We start from the raw sequence: 17,514 nt of genomic DNA on the forward strand, positions 1-17,514 counted from the left end.
ATGAATACCAAAGGGCTGTTGATTGTGTGCATGGCTTGCCTGTCCACCAGTGCCTGGGCTATTGAGCCAGGTCCCTCCTCGGCGCCGCAAAAGGGCACCGAACAGTGGATGCAGCTACAGATTCGTGGTGTGGTTGCCTCCCCTTTTCGACAAACTGCATCGGTCACTGAGCGTGACCTGTCCTTCCAGCGCTGGCTGAACAGCTTCACCTACCCGATCCCGATGTTCTTTGAGCAGAAGGCAGGGGGGAAAATGACCTCCAGCAGCAACTGAGGGACGTCAATGGATGATCAACCTCTGGCATCGTCCAGAGTAGCCTGGCTAAAACGCCAGGCTTAATCACGTCTGCTGGAAAGTATTGGCATCTACACATTGTTCAGTTCTGACCGAGTCCCCCTGGAGCGTAATGCTGTTCACTTAAACAGTTTCAGCCGCGACGCATTCTTTGTAGCAGCTGGCGAAGCCTGCGTTCGGCTGCGAAGCAGTCGTAAAATCAGCCATTGCGGTGCGTCAGGTACATCACGGCAGCCGGACTCACGACTGCTTCGCAGCCGAACGCAGCCTTCGGCAGCTGCTACAGATCGCATTACGGCTTAAGTGAACAACATTGCCCGTAGGAGCGAGCGGTGTAGATCTTGGGAGGGGAAGTACAGATCAGGTTCGGGTGGCAAGGCCATCTGATTCGACAGCCCCCCACCCGATCCTCTTACATATTTCCGAATGCTTTCATTACGCCAATCATGGCCGGGCCGATGGCGACCAGAAAGAAGCTCGGCCACAGGCAGAAAATCAGTGGGAATATCAGCTTGGTGCCGATTTTCGCCCCCGCCTCTTCGGCGGCCTGCGTACGCCGATCACGGAATTCATCGGCATAGATGCGCAGGGTGTCGGCCACGCTGGTACCAAAGCGAATACTCTGCGCCAACAGGCTGACCAACCCTTGCACGTCCTCCAGACCGGTGCGTATGGCCAGTTGTTTGAGCGCCTCGGTACTGGTGATGCCCGCGCGGATCTGCGCATTGACCAGGGCCAGCTCTTCAGCCAGTTCAACATGACTGACCGACATCTCTTCAGCCACCCGTTCAATGGTCGTGGGCAGTGACAGGCCTGACTCCACGCAGACCACCATCAGATCCAGCGCATCTGGAAACGCGATACGCAGCCGGTTTTGACGCGCCTGCTTACGTTTGGCGACATACAGCGCTGGCAGCAACCATCCGATACCGGCCACCATGACCACCAACAACAGCCCCACAGCCAGGGAAACCTTGGGAATCAGCGGCAACAGCAACAACGCAAGGCCGACCATCAATAGCGGTAACATCAAGCGCACCGCCCAGTACATCTGCACCGCCGAAGAGGAGCGGTAACCCGCATGCGTCAACAGAGTCTGGGTAACTGACGCCTGGGCCGATTCAGCCGAGGCAAAGCGCTGGCCGACCCGCTCCAGCAACAGCTGCAGATTACTCGGCGCTTCCTGCCCTGCCGTATTGCCCAAATAACCGCGCTTGATCAGCGCCAGACGACGCTGTACCGGGTCCTGGAGACCCAGCATCAGCAACATCAAGGCGACGACCGCAAGCACCGTACTCAAACCGATCGCGCCAAGGAACAACAGGCGCGCTACTTCCTCGTTCCCCGTGAACCGACTGAACAACCCGAGTAAAAAGTCCATGACCTGTACCTCCCGGTAGCGAATATCGCTTAAACCTGAATCCGGATGATTTTTCGTATCCAGAAAATCCCGATCAACATGGCGCAGAAAGCCCCGATGATCAGCTTGTGGCCTATGGGATCATTGAGCAGCACAGGCATGTAGCTGGGGCTTGTGAGCACGATCGCAATAGCCAGCACAAAGGGAATCGCCACCAGCACCCAGGCCGACATGCGCCCTTCCGCCGACAGGGTTTTGATCTTGCGCTGAAAGCGGAAACGCCCGCGGATCAGCCGACTCAGACGCTCCAGCACTTCCGTCAGATTGCCGCCAGTCTCGCGGTGGATGAGGATCGAAGTCACCAGCATCATCACCGTCATGCTGGGCATGCGCTCCAGCAGGCCGAGCATGGCCCGGCGAACATCGTTGCCATAGTTGATGTCGGCAAAGGTCAGGCCGAACTCATGAGCGACCGGCCCCTTGTGCTCCTCGGCGACCAGACGCAGGGTTTCGTTGAACGGGTGCCCGGCACGCAAGGCCCGGCACATGGCATCCAGCGCATCCGGCAGGCCTTCCTCAAACGCAGCGAAACGTTTGCTACGGTCACGAGAAATTTTCAGCAGGGGTAACCAGAACACCCCGAAGCCTGCCAGCAATGCCATCCACCAGACGGTCACGACCATCCAGATCGAGATGCCCGCACACACGCCCAGGAACAGCCCGAGCAAGATCACTCGATAAGCGCGGTATTCATGGCCGCCCTGCTCGATCATCTGCGTAAGGCTCGCCATGAACGGCAACTGCTCGAGCATGGCCTCCAGTGGCGACAAACGTGTCAGGTATTTCTGCCGCAACACCGTCTGCATGTTGGGCAAATTGTTGGCTTTTTCCAGTACGTGCAAACGGCCGCGGATGCGCTTGCGCATCTTGCCGGCTTCGCCGAACACTGGCACCACCACACCCTGGGACAAGAGGAACACGGCGATAAACACCATGCCCAGGAACATCACAATGAATTCAGCAGGAATATGGCTCATGGCTGCCGTGCCTCCATCCATTCAGGCCTGAACATCGTCAGCGGCAACTCGATGCCGCGCTTGGCCAGCACATCGCGGAAGGCCGGAATCATGCCGCTGGGGCGATAATCGCCAAGCACTTCACCGTTTTCACCCATGCCCTGGCGCGCAAAGGAGAAAATTTCGGTCATGGTGATGATCTCGCCTTCCATGCCGTTGATCTCTTGCACGCTGACCAGCCGGCGCTTGCCGTCCTCCTGACGTTCCAGCTGGATCACCACATCGATGGCCGACGCGATCTGCTGACGCATGGCCTTGATCGGGAAGGTCGCCCCGCTCATCGACACCATGTTCTCGACTCGCCCCAACGCATCGCGCGCGGTGTTGGCGTGGATCGTGGTCAATGAACCGTCATGGCCGGTGTTCATGGCCGTCAGCATGTCCAACGCCTCGGCACCGCGCACTTCGCCGATCACAATGCGGTCCGGGCGCATCCGCAAACTGTTGCGCACCAACTCCCGCTGACTCACCTCGCCACGCCCTTCGATGTTCGAAGGCCGGGTCTCCAGGCGCACCACGTGGGGCTGCTGCAGTTGCAGTTCGGCCGAGTCTTCGATGGTGACGATCCGCTCGTTGTGCGGGATGAAACTGGACAACACGTTGAGCATGGTGGTTTTGCCGCTACCGGTACCGCCGGAAATCAGCACGTTCAGGCGCCCGCGGACAATCGCCTTGAGCAGCAGCGCAATGGCCGGGGTCAATGTCCCCACCTGAATCAGGCTGTCGGTATTGAGCAGGTCCACCGCAAAGCGGCGAATCGACATGCTCGGGCCGTCGATGGCCAGCGGCGGGATAATCGCGTTGACCCGCGAACCGTCCTTGAGCCGGGCGTCCACCAAGGGCGAGGACTCGTCGATACGCCGACCCAGGCTGGACACGATGCGGTCGATGATGTTCAGCAAATGGTGATCATCGCGAAAACGCACATCGGTCCGTTGCAGTTTGCCGAAGCGCTCGACATAGACCGAGGCATAGCCGTTGACCAGAATGTCGGACACGCTGTGATCGGCCAGCAACGGCTCCAGAGGCCCCAGACCGAGCACCTCGTCGGTGATCTGCTTGATGATCAACTGGCGGCTGGTGGTACTCACCGGTGCCGAATGCTCGTCGAGCAGGCGCTGGCAAATATCACGGATCTGCCGTGAGGCCTCGGCCTGTTCAAGGGAGTCCAGCAAGGACAGGTCCATGACCTTGAGCAATTGCTGGTAGATTTTTTCCCGCCACTCGGCTTCTACCGGGGTGACCTGGCTTCTGGTTTCGTAAAGAACGTCCGGTGTTGCACGCTCCCACGCCATTATTTCCTCTGCCGGATCCAGCAGGTCGTCGCCCTGAGCAGCTGACGATGCTGCGGGTTTACCGGACTGTTTGCGCAAGCGGTTACGAAAGTCGCTGATCATGGGTCATCCCCCGAAAAAACGGTTGAAGGCGCGTTTGAGTAAGCCTTTGTTCCCGGCCACCTGTTGACCGACCAGGTCCTCGGTCATGTCGCGCAGGGCGGTAGTAATCGCGGCCCTCGGCGCATGCAGCCCCAACGGCACGCCAGTGTTCTGACTCTGGCTGACCAGGTTGAAGTCGTTGGGTAATTTCGACAGATTGGTGCAGCGCAGTGCCTCGCCAATATCCTTGAGGCTGATCGCTGCGGCCTTGTCATAGCGGTTGACCACAATCTGCAACTGATCGCCGCGCACGCCCAGGTCGTCGCGAAGAATCCGCACCAGGGAGCTGGCATCGCGCAGATGACTGACGCTCTGCTGCACCACCACGTACACCCGATCCACCTGTTCCAGCACGGAGCCGGTGAGGTGGTCGATTTGCCGCGGCAGGTCGATCACCACCCAGTCGTAGCTGGCGCGGGCCAGTTGCAACAGGGTGTCAAGTTGCTCGGGTTGGGCGTCCTGCGGCAGGCACAGCTCACCGGCCCGACCACCCAGCACATGCAAGGTCGGGCTGAAGTGGCTGCAAAAACCGCGTAGCGCGACGCTGTCCATGCCATCGATCTGATGCAGCACCTCGAGATGGCTGTGCGTCTGCGCCACGTCCAGGTAATGCGTCACGCTGCCGAATTGCAGGTCCATGTCCAGCAATAGGGTGCTGCCGCCCCTGACGCTGAGCTGTTGAGCCAGGTTGCAGGCCAGCAAGGTTCCGCCGGAGCCGCCCTTGGCGCTCATCACGGCGATCAATTTCCCTTCTGTCCCGCTGCCGGTGCGAACCTCCATGACCAGGCGATTCAAGGCGGCAACCAGTTCGGTCTCGGCGATAGGCTCCGGCAGCACGTCACGGGCGCCGGCCTGCATCGCCAGGCGCATGCCTTCCTGCTCGGTCAGCAGACCGCACACCAACATCGGCGGACGCTCATGGGCCGGACGCTGCAACAGCGCCGCCAATTCTTCGCGCCACAGATGGCTGACGCGCAACAGCAACAGATCAGGCATGCGGTCCAGGCCGTAGAGCGGGTCGACATGCCCATTACTCACCAGGCGAGTGCTCACCTCCAGGCAGGGCATGCGCTGGCAGACGCTCTGCAGATCGCGCAACGAGGTGGCATCACGGCTGCTGATCAGCAACCTCAGCCCAGCCTTGCCGGTCGAAGTGGAGAGCGGGGTATCCTTGGTATTCAGCATGGTGTGATCTCCCCGGAATCGGAATGACGCCCGAGGCTTTCGCGTGGCAAGGTTGCCTTGAATGCAGGCAAGGTAATGGGCACGCCTAACCCGGGAATAAACAGATTGAAAACGAAGCCTTGCAGACTCAACTGGACATAACGGATGGCACGAAAGCCAGTAGCGCTGACCAGGTCGCCGGGATTGGCCACCACAGCACCGTTGACGTCCAGATAAGTCAGCGTCAGGTTGGTGGTGGCCAGGCTCGTGATCAGCTGGCTCGTGCCGGCGTCGGTCGAGGCGTTGAAGATCGCCCGCCGCAAGACCACCGGATCGCTGATGTTGCACACCGCTGCCAGCCGCGCACCACGCCGCGCGGCTTCATCCAGCGCACTGACCGTGAAGTACAGGCGGCCCATTTCCACCACGCCGAACAACAGGATGAACACCAGCATGCCGATGAAGGCGAACTCCACGACATAGGTGCCGTGCATGCGTTTTTTATTCATCACAGCACCCTCATGACAGTGGTGGCAACCAACGGAATGGCCAGCGCAAACTGCCCACCGATAAGACCAGGAAACGTGCCGACACAATTGCCACTGCCAATCACCGGGCAGAAGCTATAGGTGATGGTGACTCGCACATGGTCGGTGCCTACCGCGGCGACCGCTACGTTCGCGGTCGTCAACCCTGACACCACAGCGCTGCCGGTAGCGCTGGGCACGCCATAGACCGCGACGTTTTTCGTCTGGGTCAGCAGCGTATTGCTCAGAGCGATAGCGCCGAGCGTCGAGTCCCAGGCCTGGCTGGCGACAAAACGGTCGGCATCACGGCTGGCCTGCAACAGGACGTTGTACTGGTAGAGCATGCGGCCGAATTCGCCGAGGCTCAGTAACAACAGAAGCAACAGCGGCAGGACTAGGGTGAATTCCACCAATGCCACGCCTTGCTGAGCCTGTGGTCGCTTGAATGAGTGAAGTCCCATGACGCCTCCTACGAGTCTGTGCTCGGAGTGCCAGTGCCGCTGCCAATATAGGTTTTGTAGAGTTGAATGATCTGCGGGCCGACATCGGTGGACGGCGAGGGGCCGGCTACGTTATCGCCTTCGCACTCCTTCACAAACTGGCCGAATATCTGCGATTCCGTGCCGCCGTTGCTCATGGGCTGTACCACGAAATAGCAACCAAAACCCAGGACCGGCACCGAGGTTGTACCCCCCTGTTTACCGGTGCAGTCGCCCACCACGATTTTCAGCATCCGACGCTCGAACACCCCACCGCTCTGACAGCCGCTGCCGGTCCCGGCCACACACGCGGCAGTGCTCGCACGCCAGTCGTTGTAGTCCAGTATCGCGTCGGCGCCCGCCGTGAGATTGCCGCCGCTCGATGTGACGGTTTGCCCCTTGTACATCTTTTGTCCCGTTGCATCGTCGTATGTGATCGCGGGCGTGCTGGACGTGGTTACCAGATCTGGCGGGTAGTCCGAGGCACTGACCGGGCCGTTGTAGATGCCGAAGCGCGTATTCAACCCCTGAGAGGTAGGGCCGACCTTGTTGCCAGGGGCGGTCTGGACATTTTGCCCGACGTTGCGGCAAACCGTGCCGCCTCCGGCCAGGTCATCCCTGACGGTACTGCCGCCGGAGCCAAAGTCGAGCAACTGAAAGTTGCCTGGGCCAATGGGAGATGAATTGCCGGCAGCCGTCTTCAACACCTGCAAATCGCCAAACTGGAAGCCCCAGAACACGCCGGCGGCCGGGTTGTATTTAGTCGGGTCGCCACAGACCATCAATGGGGCAAGATCACAGGGGCTGGTAGGGCTGGGGCCGGCGGTGGCGATCGCCGCCACGGCCTTGTTCCCAAGGCCCGCAGTGCCTAACGTCTGAACGAAGCTCCAGAAAAAACCGGTCAGGCGATAGCTCGGTACCGATACCCGAACGTACTTGGCATTTGCCGGCCCGGGATAGGAGAACGGGCCATAGACGCTGCTGGAGAGTTCCACCGTCGCAAATGCGCCTGGGTTGCCGGCGACCGCCGTTGCCAATTCGGTGTTGCCCGTGGCATTGGCATTTTGCGTCAGCGTATTGAGTGCAGCAGTGCGTGTCGCGCTGGCCATGGTGGCAGCACCTGCCACCTCAAGCAGGGTTTTGGCGCCACTCAGGGCAGCGGCATCCACAGCGTTTTGCAGGCGCGTCTTGTTCAACATCATGTGCCCGCCGTCCAGAGCCAACGCCGCTATCATGGAAATCGCCGCCAAGGCGATCACCATCAGTACGCTCACCGCTCCTCCCTGGCGCCTTGGCGTCGCAGTGAACGGCCGCTGAATACGAAGATTCATCATCAAGCCCTCGTTTGCCGATACTGATCCGGATCGGCTCCGCCAATACCTTGGTGCACAGGCACCCCTACCGCTCTGTCAACGAACTTTCACTAAACTGGTCTGGATCCCGCGAATGATGGTGACAGCCCCGCCACCCTCGGCACGGTGCACCACGCGTTTTTGCACTGGGGCAGCGGCCACAACCATGGGGGCCTGTGCAGCAGGCGCGGCGGTCACGATTTTTTTCTCGGAGTTCAGCGGATTGCGCAGCGCCAGTTGCAGCTTGCCTTCCGTTTGCGCCGTGACCAGGGTTTCAGCCTCGGCGGCCGTCATCTCCAGCGTCACTGCGCGCACCACCACCGGTTGGGTCTTGTCGGTACCCGCCGTCTGGTCCACCGCCAACACCCGCAAGTTCTCGAGGATGGTCCTGGACACGGCGCTGTTGCTGCCGGCACTGGTGGTTTTGGTCGCCAGTACATCGACCCGGTTACCTGGCAGGAGGAATCCGCCCACACCCACCACGTCGTCCACGCGTACCGAAATGGCACGTTTGTCTGTGGCAATCAGAGAGGCCAGGGTACTGCCGCCCAGGTGTTCGCTCAGGCGTGCGCTGCGCATGACGTCGCCACGCAAGATGTCGAACGTTGCGATCTTGCCCACGGCCTTGTCGCTGGAGTCGAGAGCATCGTCCGGGATCGTGTCCATCGGCATGCGTACGGTCGTGACCTGTTGGGCCTCGACCATCTGCCCGAATGGAATCTCTACCGTGGCAACCACCACGCTTCGAAGATGGTCATCCGGAGTGGCATTGAGCCGCGCGCTCAGCCAGGAGTCGGCCATCCATGCAGCCCCAAGGCCCATGACCAGGGAAACGCCTATCAGGGAAACAGTACGAGAGCTCATGTCAGTATCTCCGTATCAAAGAAAGTCGAGCTGGACGAAGTAGTTGTGCCAGGCCCATTCCAACTCTTGTGGCGACAAGGCTCCGGAACCGCCCATATAACGCTGACGATCGAGGGCCATGTTCAGGAGATCTCGGGGATGGCAAGGCACCAGGGGCATGCCTTCACTTGCATAAAGCCTTTGCAGTACATAACGCAGCAGCAGGGGGTCAAAAGGAATACCCATACGCTCACATTCCTGACGCCAGATCTTTTCGTACTCCTCGGGCTTCAGGTAACCGAACTGCAACTTGTAGCCAATCCGCCGCAAGAAGGCCTCATCAGCCAGTTCCAGGGGATTGAGGTTGGTGGAGAACACCAGAACCAGATCGAATGGCAGCTCGCAATGCCGACCACCGCCCAAATTGAGGAAGTCGCGCTTCTCCTCCATCGGTACGATCCAGCGATTGAACAGCTCGGCGGGTGCCATGCGCTGACGCCCCATGTCATCGATGATGAACAGGCCATTGCTGGCCTTGAGCTGCAAAGCGGCCTGGTACTGACGGGTGAAGGGGTCATAGCGAACATCCAGCTGTTCCATGCTCAACTCACCGCCCGTAATGACGACCGGGCGTTTGCAGCACAGCAGTCGACGATCGATCCCTTCGTTGAGCATCAGATTGTTCTGTTGACCGTTGTCATCCAGCCGCTGATGCACCTGCGGGTCATAGATCTCGATCACCGACTCGTTGATCACGATGGCATGAGGTACCCAGATGGCCTCGGCGAACAGACGAATCAACCGACTGCTGACGTAGGTCTTGCCGGTACCCGCGGGGCCATAAATCATGATTGCGCGCCCGGAGTTCAGGGCCACACCCAGTTGATCGAGCATCCCCTCCGTGAGCACTACGCCGGTGAGGGCCTTGTGCATATCGCTTGAGCTGATGCGACCATGGTGAATGGTCTGGATTTTGATCAGGGAACGGTAGGTACTCACCGGGAAGGGGGCCGCGCCAATATAGCCGCTGCGTGACAGGGCATCGCGGGCAGCACTGCGACCGCGTTCGGTCAGGCTATAACGCAGCTGCCCACCCGATTGCCCCACCTGACCCAGGACTTCGACACGACCGTCCTTGCGCAGAAACGCCAGGACTTCTTCAAGTACGGCGCCAGTCAGCGCCAGGCGCTCCACCAGTCGCGGCATGTCCAGCACGCCGGCGTCGTACAAATGCTTGCATACCAACTCACCGAGAAAACTGTCGGTCAGACCCGTCTCGCGGATTGTGCAAGGCTGAGGAGCCAGCCGTTGCACCGCTTCCCGATCGCTGGAGTAGGCATCACTATCGACAATGACGTGCATGACTAACCTCCCAATCCACCGGCAACCAGTTGCCAGTAGACGCTGTTTAAAGTGCCGATCAAGATTGCGATCGAATAAGGAAAAGGTTTGCCGGCGACTTCATCCGAAGTCGGCGCCAGATAGGCCTGCGCCCTGAGAATCAGCCAATAACGCCCCAGGGTCTGCAACAATTGCCCGCGAACCAGCACGATCAGGAAACCGCACACCCCACCAGCTATCAGGCTGAACATGGCTGCCCACAAGGCGAAATGGAACGGAAGAAAGCTGCCGACCATGGCCATCAACTTGACGTCGCCGGCGGCCATGCCTCCCAGGGCATACATCGGCAGAAAGAACGCAAAACAGATCAGGATACCCAACAGGCTGTCACCCAATCCGCTGATACCACCTGAATAAGTCTGACCGGCCAATCCCAGGGCAATGCCCAACAGGACCAGCGTGTTGGGGATACGGTGGCGAAGCAGATCGCTCACCACCGCGACGCCCAGCAGTCCTAGCAGTAAAACAGTCGACACCAGCAATTCCATGGACATGGCGCGTCTCCCCTACCGGGATTATCGTTAGCAGGCAACGTTGCCGTTGACCGCCTGGCACAGCGCTCTGATCTTGGTATCTACAGCGCCGCCCAAAAGAACGAAGGCTGCAGCCACAGCTACCGTAATCAACCCACCTGCCACCGCGTATTCCACAATGGTCAGGCCATCTTCATCTTTGGCGAACTTGCTTATCGAAGTTCTGATTGTTTGCAGAGTCATTTTGTGTACCTCACTTCAGCGGTCATACGGCTCGGAAAGTACATTGGCGGGGACAGCGCGAAGTCCATTGAGTTATCCGGTCGCTCTATCAGCAAAACAGCAACAACCGGTCATTCATGGACTTCGCCGCGTCCCGCCACCGTAAATTTCGTTATCAGCACGCAACGTTGCCGTTGACGGCCTGGCACAGCGCCCTGATTTTGGTATTCACGGCACCGCCCAAAAGAACGAACGCAGCGGCAACAGCTACCGTAATCAGCCCACCGGCCACGGCGTATTCCACGATGGTCAGGCCGTCTTCGTCTTTGGCGAACTTCACTACCGAAGCCTTGATTGTCTGCAGATTCATTTTGCCCACCTCACTCGAATGTTGTTTTTTCCGGAAGGCAGTACGTTCTGCACTGCCTGATGCAACCCTAGTCAGGGGCAAGGCATGGGCGTTAGGAAGATTTTGCACATCACTAGGACTTTTTTGCGGGTGCGGCCAAATACGGTTATTGGCCTTTGCAGAAGTAGCAGGAGGGGTAAAACAAGGGATGGCTCGCGAATACCACTGACTTCGATTTACAAGCGACGAGCGGCTGATACCTGGTTCATAGACGACACACCAACAGGCTGTTGCCTGGGACTGATTTCCAGGCAACGCATAGAACGGATAGAACTAAAATTCGTCTTTCTTATCAGTATTTAATCTGCAAAGTGATGGCACGTTAGCAATACTACTCAGCGAAGAGGGGCCCGTAGAACCGCAGAGTAGAGACATGACGTCCAACATGACCAGAAGGCCATCGCTGCTTTGGTTCGATCTGACTCACGATCGTTCCACGAAGGAACTCATCGCGCAGTTCGAGGAGACTTGCGACTGCAAACTGGCGAAAAATTCCGTGCTGCCCAGCGGGGAACAGGCAGACATGATCTGCATCCATTTCGATCGCCCCGACACCCCCGGCTTGCGGTTGTTGCTGGAGATCAAACGCACCACCCCTACCATCCCGATCACCATGTTCACCGTGCAGCACTCAGAAGAACTGGCTGTCTGGGCCATGCGCTCCAGTGTCTGGGAATACATGGTGCTCCCGCTCACCAACGCCGAGAGGAAGCGCTACCTGACGGCTCTGCTGCAGCTTTGCGAATTGCGCCGCAATGCCGGTCAGGACAAGACATTGCTGATCGACCACTCGCCCACTCTGCCAGAGAGCATCCGCCTGACCTCCGGGCACCAAAAACACCAGGCGCTGAGCCACACCATGCTGTACATCGACCAGCACTTTCGGGACAGCATCGATCAGAGGGATTTGGCCAAGCGCTGCGGCATGACGACTTTTCGCTTCAGTCGCCTGTTCAAGGAAGCCAATGGCGTCGGTTTCACCGATTACATCCTGGACAAGCGCATGAGTTTTGCCAAACAGCTGCTCGACAACAGCCAGATGCCGATTACCAGCATCGGTTACGAGGCCGGCTTCAAGGATCCTTCCTACTTCGCCCGCGCCTTCAAGCAGTTCGTCAACTGCACGCCCAGCGAATACCGTTTGGCCAGCCAACTTAGAGCGGTAGCAGCGCAACCGCCACTGGAAGATACAACCATTGAAGCACTTGAAAGCCTGGTGCAGAGCCTTGGAAATTGAAGCAGGTTTTTTACGCGCATAAAAAAACGCCGCTCAAATGAGCGGCGTTTTTTTGAATTTGGAGCGGGAAACGAGACTCGAACTCGCGACCCCGACCTTGGCAAGGTCGTGCTCTACCAACTGAGCTATTCCCGCAAATGGCGTCCCCTAGGGGACTCGAACCCCTGTTACCGCCGTGAAAGGGCGGTGTCCTAGGCCACTAGACGAAGGGGACACGCTGCCCGGAACACATGGTGTGTGTTTCGGTGCCCAGACCCGCATCCGAAGACTTGGTTCTGGTTTCACTCAGCTTTGCCCGAAAGCAACGCTGTTTAAAATTGGAGCGGGAAACGAGACTCGAACTCGCGACCCCGACCTTGGCAAGGTCGTGCTCTACCAACTGAGCTATTCCCGCATTGGCGTCCCCTAGGGGACTCGAACCCCTGTTACCGCCGTGAAAGGGCGGTGTCCTAGGCCACTAGACGAAGGGGACACACGTACAACATTCACTCCCTACCGCGTTTCGCTGTGTGCTTTACGCTGTAAGTGGCGCGCATTCTATGGATGGATTGAGGGGTCGTCAACCCCCAGATATAAATTTATTTAAATCAATGACTTCGCCCTGCTTTTGGCAGCGATTCAGGCTTTTGTGTCGCCTGACCTTTGGCGCCTATATTCTGGCATCCACCAAGACGCTATAGTCCATGCCGAGATGATGGCAATGTGCACCTCGCACGCTATTTACTTATAGAAGCGGCATTGCGGCCGATATAAGAAGAGCTATAGCCGATTCACTCGTCGAGCAACCCTATGCGCCCATATGCCAAGCCAACTACACTCGACTCGAACGCGAACCCCATAAAGAGGTCTTACCGGTGACACCACTCATGATCACCCTGCTAGTCGTAGCCGGGATCGCACTATTGATCGCCATTGGCTACATGAACCATGTGGTGGAAAACAATAAGCTGGAAAAAGCCCGCACCAAGGTTGAACTCAACGACCGCCTGCGTCGCTGCGGCGAAATCACCGAGACTTTTCCCGGTCAGTTCATGACACCCGCGCTCAAGTTGCTATTGACCCGTCTGGAACTGAACGTCTGCCAGCGCCTGCTCAACCTGGAGAAAACCAGCGCCCCGCTCAAGGCACGGATTACCGAGCTCAGTGCCTTGGTCGCTCAGGGCGAATCGATCCCGGTCAACAACCCGCCGGCACCGATCCAGACCGAAGCCAAGGCCAAAGACGTGCGCTTCCTGCTCGAAGCCCTGCATGGCCAGATCACCCGTGCCGCACAGGACGGCTACCTGCCGACCAACGAAGCCAAGCACTGGATCCGCGAGGTCCGCCACATCCTGGTCCTGCTGCACATCGAGTTCTTCAACAACCTCGGCCAGCATGCCCTGCAACAAAACCAGCCAGGCCAGGCCCGACTGGCCTTCGAACGCGGCGTGCAATACCTGCGCAAACAGCCGGAGCCCCAGGTCTACAGCGAACAACTCGAGTACCTGGAGAAACTCCTGGCTCGCGCCAACGACCAGGTCATGGACAAGATTGCCCCGGTTGAAGGCGAAGTGAACCAACTGACTGAAGGGCTCAAAGACGTCGAGGCTGACGCCGACTGGAAGAAGAAAGTGATCTACGACTGATCATGCAAATGCTGAAAAGCCACCAGGTCAGGTGGCTTTTTTTTGCGTTGGGATTGATGGCCGCCGAATCAATGGATCATCCGGACGCAGCCCGAGCCTTCAGCAGCTGCTACAGCTTGAAATGCCCCACCATCCCCCTCAACTCACTCCCCAACTGCGCCAGTTCAATACTCGACGCCGCATTGCCCTGCATCGCCAATGAAGACTGATCCGCACTGGCGCGAATGCTCGTGACACTGCGATTGATCTCCTCGGCCACCGAGCTCTGCTCCTCCGCAGCCGCTGCAATCTGCTGGTTCATCTGCTGAATCAGCGACACCGCCGCCGCAATACTCCCCAATGCACTTTCGGTCTGCAACGCATCGCTCACCGCCAGCTTCACCAACTCGCCACTGCTCTGAATCTGCTGCACCGACGACTGCGCTGCCGAGCGCAAGGCACTGACCAGACGTTCGATTTCCTCGGTCGATTGCTGGGTTCGCCTGGCCAGCGCCCGAACCTCATCGGCCACCACCGCAAAGCCCCTGCCCTGCTCACCGGCCCGCGCCGCCTCGATGGCCGCATTGAGCGCCAACAGGTTGGTCTGCTCGGCAACGCTTTTGATCACGCTGAGCACTGTGCCAATGTTCTGGATTTCTGCACTGAGGCTTTCGATGCTGGAGCTGGCCGAGGTGGCCGAGTCCGCCAGTTGCTCAATTCGCGCCATGCTCTGACGCACCACCTGCTGACCGCTTTCGACCTTGCCATCGGCAGTCTGCGCCGCCTGGGCGGCCTCCTCCGCGTTACGTGCCACATCGTGCACCGTGGCGGTCATCTGGTTCATCGCGGTGGCGACCTGCTCGGTTTCTTCTTTCTGGCTGCTGACTTCAAGGTTGGTCTGCTCGGTCACCGCCGACAGCGATTGCGCAGAGCTTGCCAGCTGTTCGATACCGGCCTGCAAACCACTGACAATGCTGCTGAGCCCCGCGCCCATTTGCTGCATGGCTTGCATCAACTGGCCGATCTCGTCACGGCGGGTCACCTCAATCGTCGCGCTCAAATCGCCCGCGGCGATCTGCTGGGCGACACGGATCACACTGCGCAACGGTGCGACGATCAATCGGGTAATCACCCACGCGGCAATCAGCCCGACCAGCAAGGCCAGTGCCGAGGAGCCGATGATCAACAGCGAGTTCTTTTTCAGCTCTGCCTGCATCGACCGGTCTTCGGCAACGTAGGCCTGATCCACCCGCTCCACCACTTGCGCGGCGCGCTGGTGGAGTTGCTCGGAGACGGTCTTTTCCTGCGCCAACAGGCCGGTGTACTCGGCGAGTTTTTCAGTGAAACTGCCGATATGACCCGACACTTCATTGAGGACCGTCTGGTAACCCTCATCCTTTACGGTAGCTTTCAACTGTTCGGCCTGGGCCAGCGCCTGGTCGGCTTGCTCGATCTTGCCCTGCCCGGCACTGTCGTCGCCCTTGCGGCTCTGATCCAGGCGTACGTGCGCTTCGTTCATGGCCTGCAACATCAGTCGCGAGACCTGGCTGACCTGATTCGCCTGCTCGATGAATTGCGCACCGTCCTTGCCCTCGGACTCCTTCAAGGCATAGGCGCCATCATCGCTAAGCCCGGACTGCAGCACATCCAGGTTATTGGCCACACTGGACACCGACCAACTGGCCATTTCCAGCGCCAGGTCCTTGGCCTGACTCAGTGAAACGAACTCGTCAAAGGCCTTGCGATAAGCCCCCAGAGACTGTTCGACGTCATTCATGACCGGCACGTTGGCTGCGGACTGAGCCTTGAGCTCGGTCGCCAGCGCGATCAACGCGTCCACCCCCGCGTGCAAGGCTTCCACGGTTTTCGGGTCGCCGCGCAAGACGTAGTCCTGCTCAAGCAGACGCACCTTGAGCAAACCGCTGTTGAGCGACGACATCTGCTTGAGCCCGTCGAAGCGATGACTGATGGTTTGCAGGGACCATACGCCAATGGCCGCCACCAGGGCTGTCAACAGCAGCACCAGTACAAACCCGACACCCAGTTTTTTCGCCATACCGAGGTTGGCAAAACGTCCTTGCACGGCCGAAATCATTGCGCTTAGTCCCCTGCCATTATCTGTTGATGCAGATTCGCAACGGGCTTGTGCCAACACAAGTCTCTGGCGTCGGAATAATGGCCAAAAGCTACGCCAGCGTCGTTTTCAGAACGCTTTAGGTCGATCCCGGGCCGTAGCCTGAAAAAATGCCCGAGCACGAGGATCACAGGCATAGGCAACGTTGATGCGCTGCCAGTCATGGGCCTCGCCGGTGGGGCTGAATGCCGTTGCGCAAGACAGCAGGATGCCGAAGCGTCGCGCCTGAACCTGCACCTGAACGGCGTCGGCCTTGCGCGATCGCGCCCAGATGAACAGGCCACCTGCGGGTTTACCGAAAACCTCCCATTCCGCGTCTTCAAGCACCTGCAAGGCCGCGTCCCTGTCGGTGCTTAAACGCTGGCGCTGACGCTGCACCAATTTGCGATAGGCACCACTGGCCAATAAAGAAGCCAGCACCGATTCGCTGAACCGTGAAGCACCCATGCTGCTGATCATCTTGACCTCCGCCAGTCGCGCAATGACGTCGGCACCCGCCACGACAAAGCCGACCCGTAACGAACTGCTGAGGGTTTTGGAGTAGCTGCCGACGTAGATCACGTTGTCATCGATACCCAGTGCCGCAAGACGCGTCCCGGGACCGCGGTACAAATCCGCATAGACGTCGTCTTCGATCACCAGTACGCCATGCTTTCTGGCCAGCTGCATAACCTGCCGAGCCACGCCCAGGGTCAAACTGCTGCCGGTGGGGTTGTGATAAAAGCTGTTGATGAACAAGCCACGGGGTTTGTATTTCAGCAACAGTGCCTGGAGTGCTTCGGTGTCGGGTCCGTGAGGCGTTCGTGGGACTTCGATCATGCTGACTCCGTGCAGCCTGAGCAAATCGAACAACATCGAATAACCGGGGTTCTCCACCACCACGCAATCGCCCGGTTTGAACAACGTGCGCACGATCAGGTCGAGCCCATGACTGGCACCTGCCGTGGTGAGGATTCGACTTTCATCCACCGCGATATCCAGCTGTTTCAGTCGTTTGAGGATCTGTTGGCGCAGGGCAAGCAGGCCCAGCGGTGTGCTGTAGTTGAACAAACCGGCCATGTCGGTGCGGCTGACCTGGCGTATGGCATAGCTCAGGTCGTCAGTCTCGCGCCAGCTTTCGGGTAATCCGCCGCAACCCAGCTTCAGTTCACCCGCGACGCCACTCTGCTGCTCAACCCCCTCGAACCAGGAAAAATCCCGTTGCCCGTGAGCGGCAAGCGCCGTTGCCGCGACAAAGAAACCCGCCCCGCTACGCGTGGCCAGCACACCTTGGGCCACTAACCGTTCACAGGCCTCGACAACACTGGATTGGCTGAGCAGATTGATCCGCGCGATTTGCCGCACGGAAGGCAAACGTGTCCCCGGCGACACCTCGCCACGATGAAGCCAGTCGGCCATCGCGTCGACGATTTGCTGCACGACCGGCACCAATGCCTGTCGATCGATTCTCAACTCCATGAGCAAGCAAACTCCTGTCTGTTTTGCGGAAAACAGTTAATCACA

Annotated in this window: 17 protein-coding genes, 4 tRNA genes and 1 pseudogene; 3 read left to right on the top strand and 19 right to left on the bottom strand. The window is 58.9% G+C overall.

Annotated elements, in window-relative coordinates; all coding sequences use genetic code 11:
- Complete coding sequence (locus tag ACEN8R_RS16855) at positions 1-273, top strand: DUF3613 domain-containing protein (protein ID WP_018926249.1); 273 nt, start codon at positions 1-3, stop codon at positions 271-273.
- A 433-nt stretch (positions 274-706) separates the two neighbouring features.
- Here ACEN8R_RS16855 and ACEN8R_RS16860 read toward each other — a convergent pair whose 3' ends face one another.
- The 12 genes from ACEN8R_RS16860 to ACEN8R_RS16915 all read right to left on the bottom strand — a co-directional run bounded on the left by ACEN8R_RS16860 (position 707) and on the right by ACEN8R_RS16915 (position 10,997).
- Complete coding sequence (locus tag ACEN8R_RS16860) at positions 707-1,675, bottom strand: type II secretion system F family protein (RefSeq protein WP_064616559.1); 969 nt, start codon at positions 1,673-1,675, stop codon at positions 707-709.
- Between the two features lie 29 nt (positions 1,676-1,704).
- Positions 1,705-2,691: a type II secretion system F family protein gene (locus tag ACEN8R_RS16865; protein WP_018926251.1), complete on the bottom strand. Its 987-nt coding sequence runs from the start codon at positions 2,689-2,691 to the stop codon at positions 1,705-1,707.
- Positions 2,688-4,127: a TadA family conjugal transfer-associated ATPase gene (locus ACEN8R_RS16870; protein ID WP_018926252.1), complete on the bottom strand. Its 1,440-nt coding sequence runs from the start codon at positions 4,125-4,127 to the stop codon at positions 2,688-2,690. The genes ACEN8R_RS16865 and ACEN8R_RS16870 overlap by 4 nt, the downstream gene beginning before the upstream one ends.
- 3 nt (positions 4,128-4,130) lie before the next feature.
- A complete protein-coding gene (locus ACEN8R_RS16875; protein ID WP_064616555.1) occupies positions 4,131-5,351 on the bottom strand; it encodes an AAA family ATPase in 1,221 nt (406 codons plus the stop codon).
- Positions 5,345-5,839, bottom strand: coding sequence for a TadE family protein (locus ACEN8R_RS16880; protein WP_111455152.1), 495 nt, complete (start codon positions 5,837-5,839; stop codon positions 5,345-5,347). The genes ACEN8R_RS16875 and ACEN8R_RS16880 overlap by 7 nt, the downstream gene beginning before the upstream one ends.
- Entirely contained in the window at positions 5,839-6,318 is a 480-nt protein-coding gene (locus ACEN8R_RS16885; protein ID WP_018926255.1) for a TadE/TadG family type IV pilus assembly protein, read from the bottom strand. Before ACEN8R_RS16885 ends, ACEN8R_RS16880 begins: the two co-directional genes overlap by 1 nt.
- Before the next feature lie 8 nt (positions 6,319-6,326).
- Positions 6,327-7,670 carry a TadE/TadG family type IV pilus assembly protein gene (locus ACEN8R_RS16890; protein WP_064616551.1) on the bottom strand — a complete coding sequence of 448 codons (1,344 nt, stop codon included), beginning with the start codon at positions 7,668-7,670 and terminating at the stop codon, positions 6,327-6,329.
- 75 nt (positions 7,671-7,745) lie between these two features.
- On the bottom strand, positions 7,746-8,552 hold the full coding sequence (cpaB, locus tag ACEN8R_RS16895) for a Flp pilus assembly protein CpaB (protein ID WP_018926257.1): 807 nt from the start codon (positions 8,550-8,552) through the stop codon (positions 7,746-7,748).
- A gap of 15 nt (positions 8,553-8,567) precedes the next feature.
- Positions 8,568-9,893: a DUF8689 domain-containing protein gene (locus tag ACEN8R_RS16900; RefSeq protein WP_018926258.1), complete on the bottom strand. Its 1,326-nt coding sequence runs from the start codon at positions 9,891-9,893 to the stop codon at positions 8,568-8,570.
- Positions 9,894-9,895: 2 nt separating this feature from the next.
- Positions 9,896-10,426 carry an A24 family peptidase gene (locus ACEN8R_RS16905; protein WP_018926259.1) on the bottom strand — a complete coding sequence of 177 codons (531 nt, stop codon included), beginning with the start codon at positions 10,424-10,426 and terminating at the stop codon, positions 9,896-9,898.
- A 27-nt stretch (positions 10,427-10,453) separates the two neighbouring features.
- Positions 10,454-10,648, bottom strand: a complete 195-nt coding sequence (locus ACEN8R_RS16910; RefSeq protein ID WP_018926260.1) for a Flp family type IVb pilin — start codon at positions 10,646-10,648, stop codon at positions 10,454-10,456.
- A 154-nt stretch (positions 10,649-10,802) separates the two neighbouring features.
- Entirely contained in the window at positions 10,803-10,997 is a 195-nt protein-coding gene (locus tag ACEN8R_RS16915) for a Flp family type IVb pilin (protein ID WP_018926261.1), read from the bottom strand.
- A gap of 412 nt (positions 10,998-11,409) precedes the next feature.
- Between ACEN8R_RS16915 and ACEN8R_RS16920 the strand changes: the two genes are divergently transcribed.
- Positions 11,410-12,273 (top strand): helix-turn-helix transcriptional regulator, encoded by an 864-nt coding sequence (locus ACEN8R_RS16920; protein WP_018926262.1) that lies wholly within the window; start codon positions 11,410-11,412, stop codon positions 12,271-12,273.
- A gap of 59 nt (positions 12,274-12,332) precedes the next feature.
- Here the strand turns inward: ACEN8R_RS16920 and ACEN8R_RS16925 are convergent.
- The 4 genes from ACEN8R_RS16925 to ACEN8R_RS16940 all read right to left on the bottom strand — a co-directional run bounded on the left by ACEN8R_RS16925 (position 12,333) and on the right by ACEN8R_RS16940 (position 12,745).
- Positions 12,333-12,408 (bottom strand) — tRNA-Gly (locus ACEN8R_RS16925).
- A gap of 3 nt (positions 12,409-12,411) precedes the next feature.
- Positions 12,412-12,487 (bottom strand) — tRNA-Glu (locus ACEN8R_RS16930).
- A gap of 104 nt (positions 12,488-12,591) precedes the next feature.
- A tRNA-Gly gene (locus tag ACEN8R_RS16935) sits at positions 12,592-12,667 on the bottom strand.
- A 2-nt stretch (positions 12,668-12,669) separates the two neighbouring features.
- Positions 12,670-12,745 (bottom strand) — tRNA-Glu (locus ACEN8R_RS16940).
- 394 nt (positions 12,746-13,139) lie between these two features.
- Between ACEN8R_RS16940 and ACEN8R_RS16945 the strand changes: the two genes are divergently transcribed.
- Positions 13,140-13,898 (top strand): hypothetical protein, encoded by a 759-nt coding sequence (locus ACEN8R_RS16945; RefSeq protein WP_018926263.1) that lies wholly within the window; start codon positions 13,140-13,142, stop codon positions 13,896-13,898.
- A gap of 109 nt (positions 13,899-14,007) precedes the next feature.
- Here ACEN8R_RS16945 and ACEN8R_RS16950 read toward each other — a convergent pair whose 3' ends face one another.
- From ACEN8R_RS16950 to ACEN8R_RS16960, 3 genes and pseudogenes are all read right to left on the bottom strand, one after another.
- Complete coding sequence (locus tag ACEN8R_RS16950) at positions 14,008-14,889, bottom strand: methyl-accepting chemotaxis protein (RefSeq protein ID WP_371861333.1); 882 nt, start codon at positions 14,887-14,889, stop codon at positions 14,008-14,010.
- Positions 14,869-15,972, bottom strand: a pseudogene (locus ACEN8R_RS16955) (HAMP domain-containing protein); the annotation flags it as partial. The pseudogene ACEN8R_RS16955 and the gene ACEN8R_RS16950, both read right to left, overlap by 21 nt.
- 108 nt (positions 15,973-16,080) lie before the next feature.
- Positions 16,081-17,469 (bottom strand): aminotransferase-like domain-containing protein, encoded by a 1,389-nt coding sequence (locus ACEN8R_RS16960; RefSeq protein WP_018926265.1) that lies wholly within the window; start codon positions 17,467-17,469, stop codon positions 16,081-16,083.
- Positions 17,470-17,514 lie beyond the last annotated feature (45 nt).

It is taken from the genome of Pseudomonas sp. Pseusp15 (assembly GCF_059492165.1).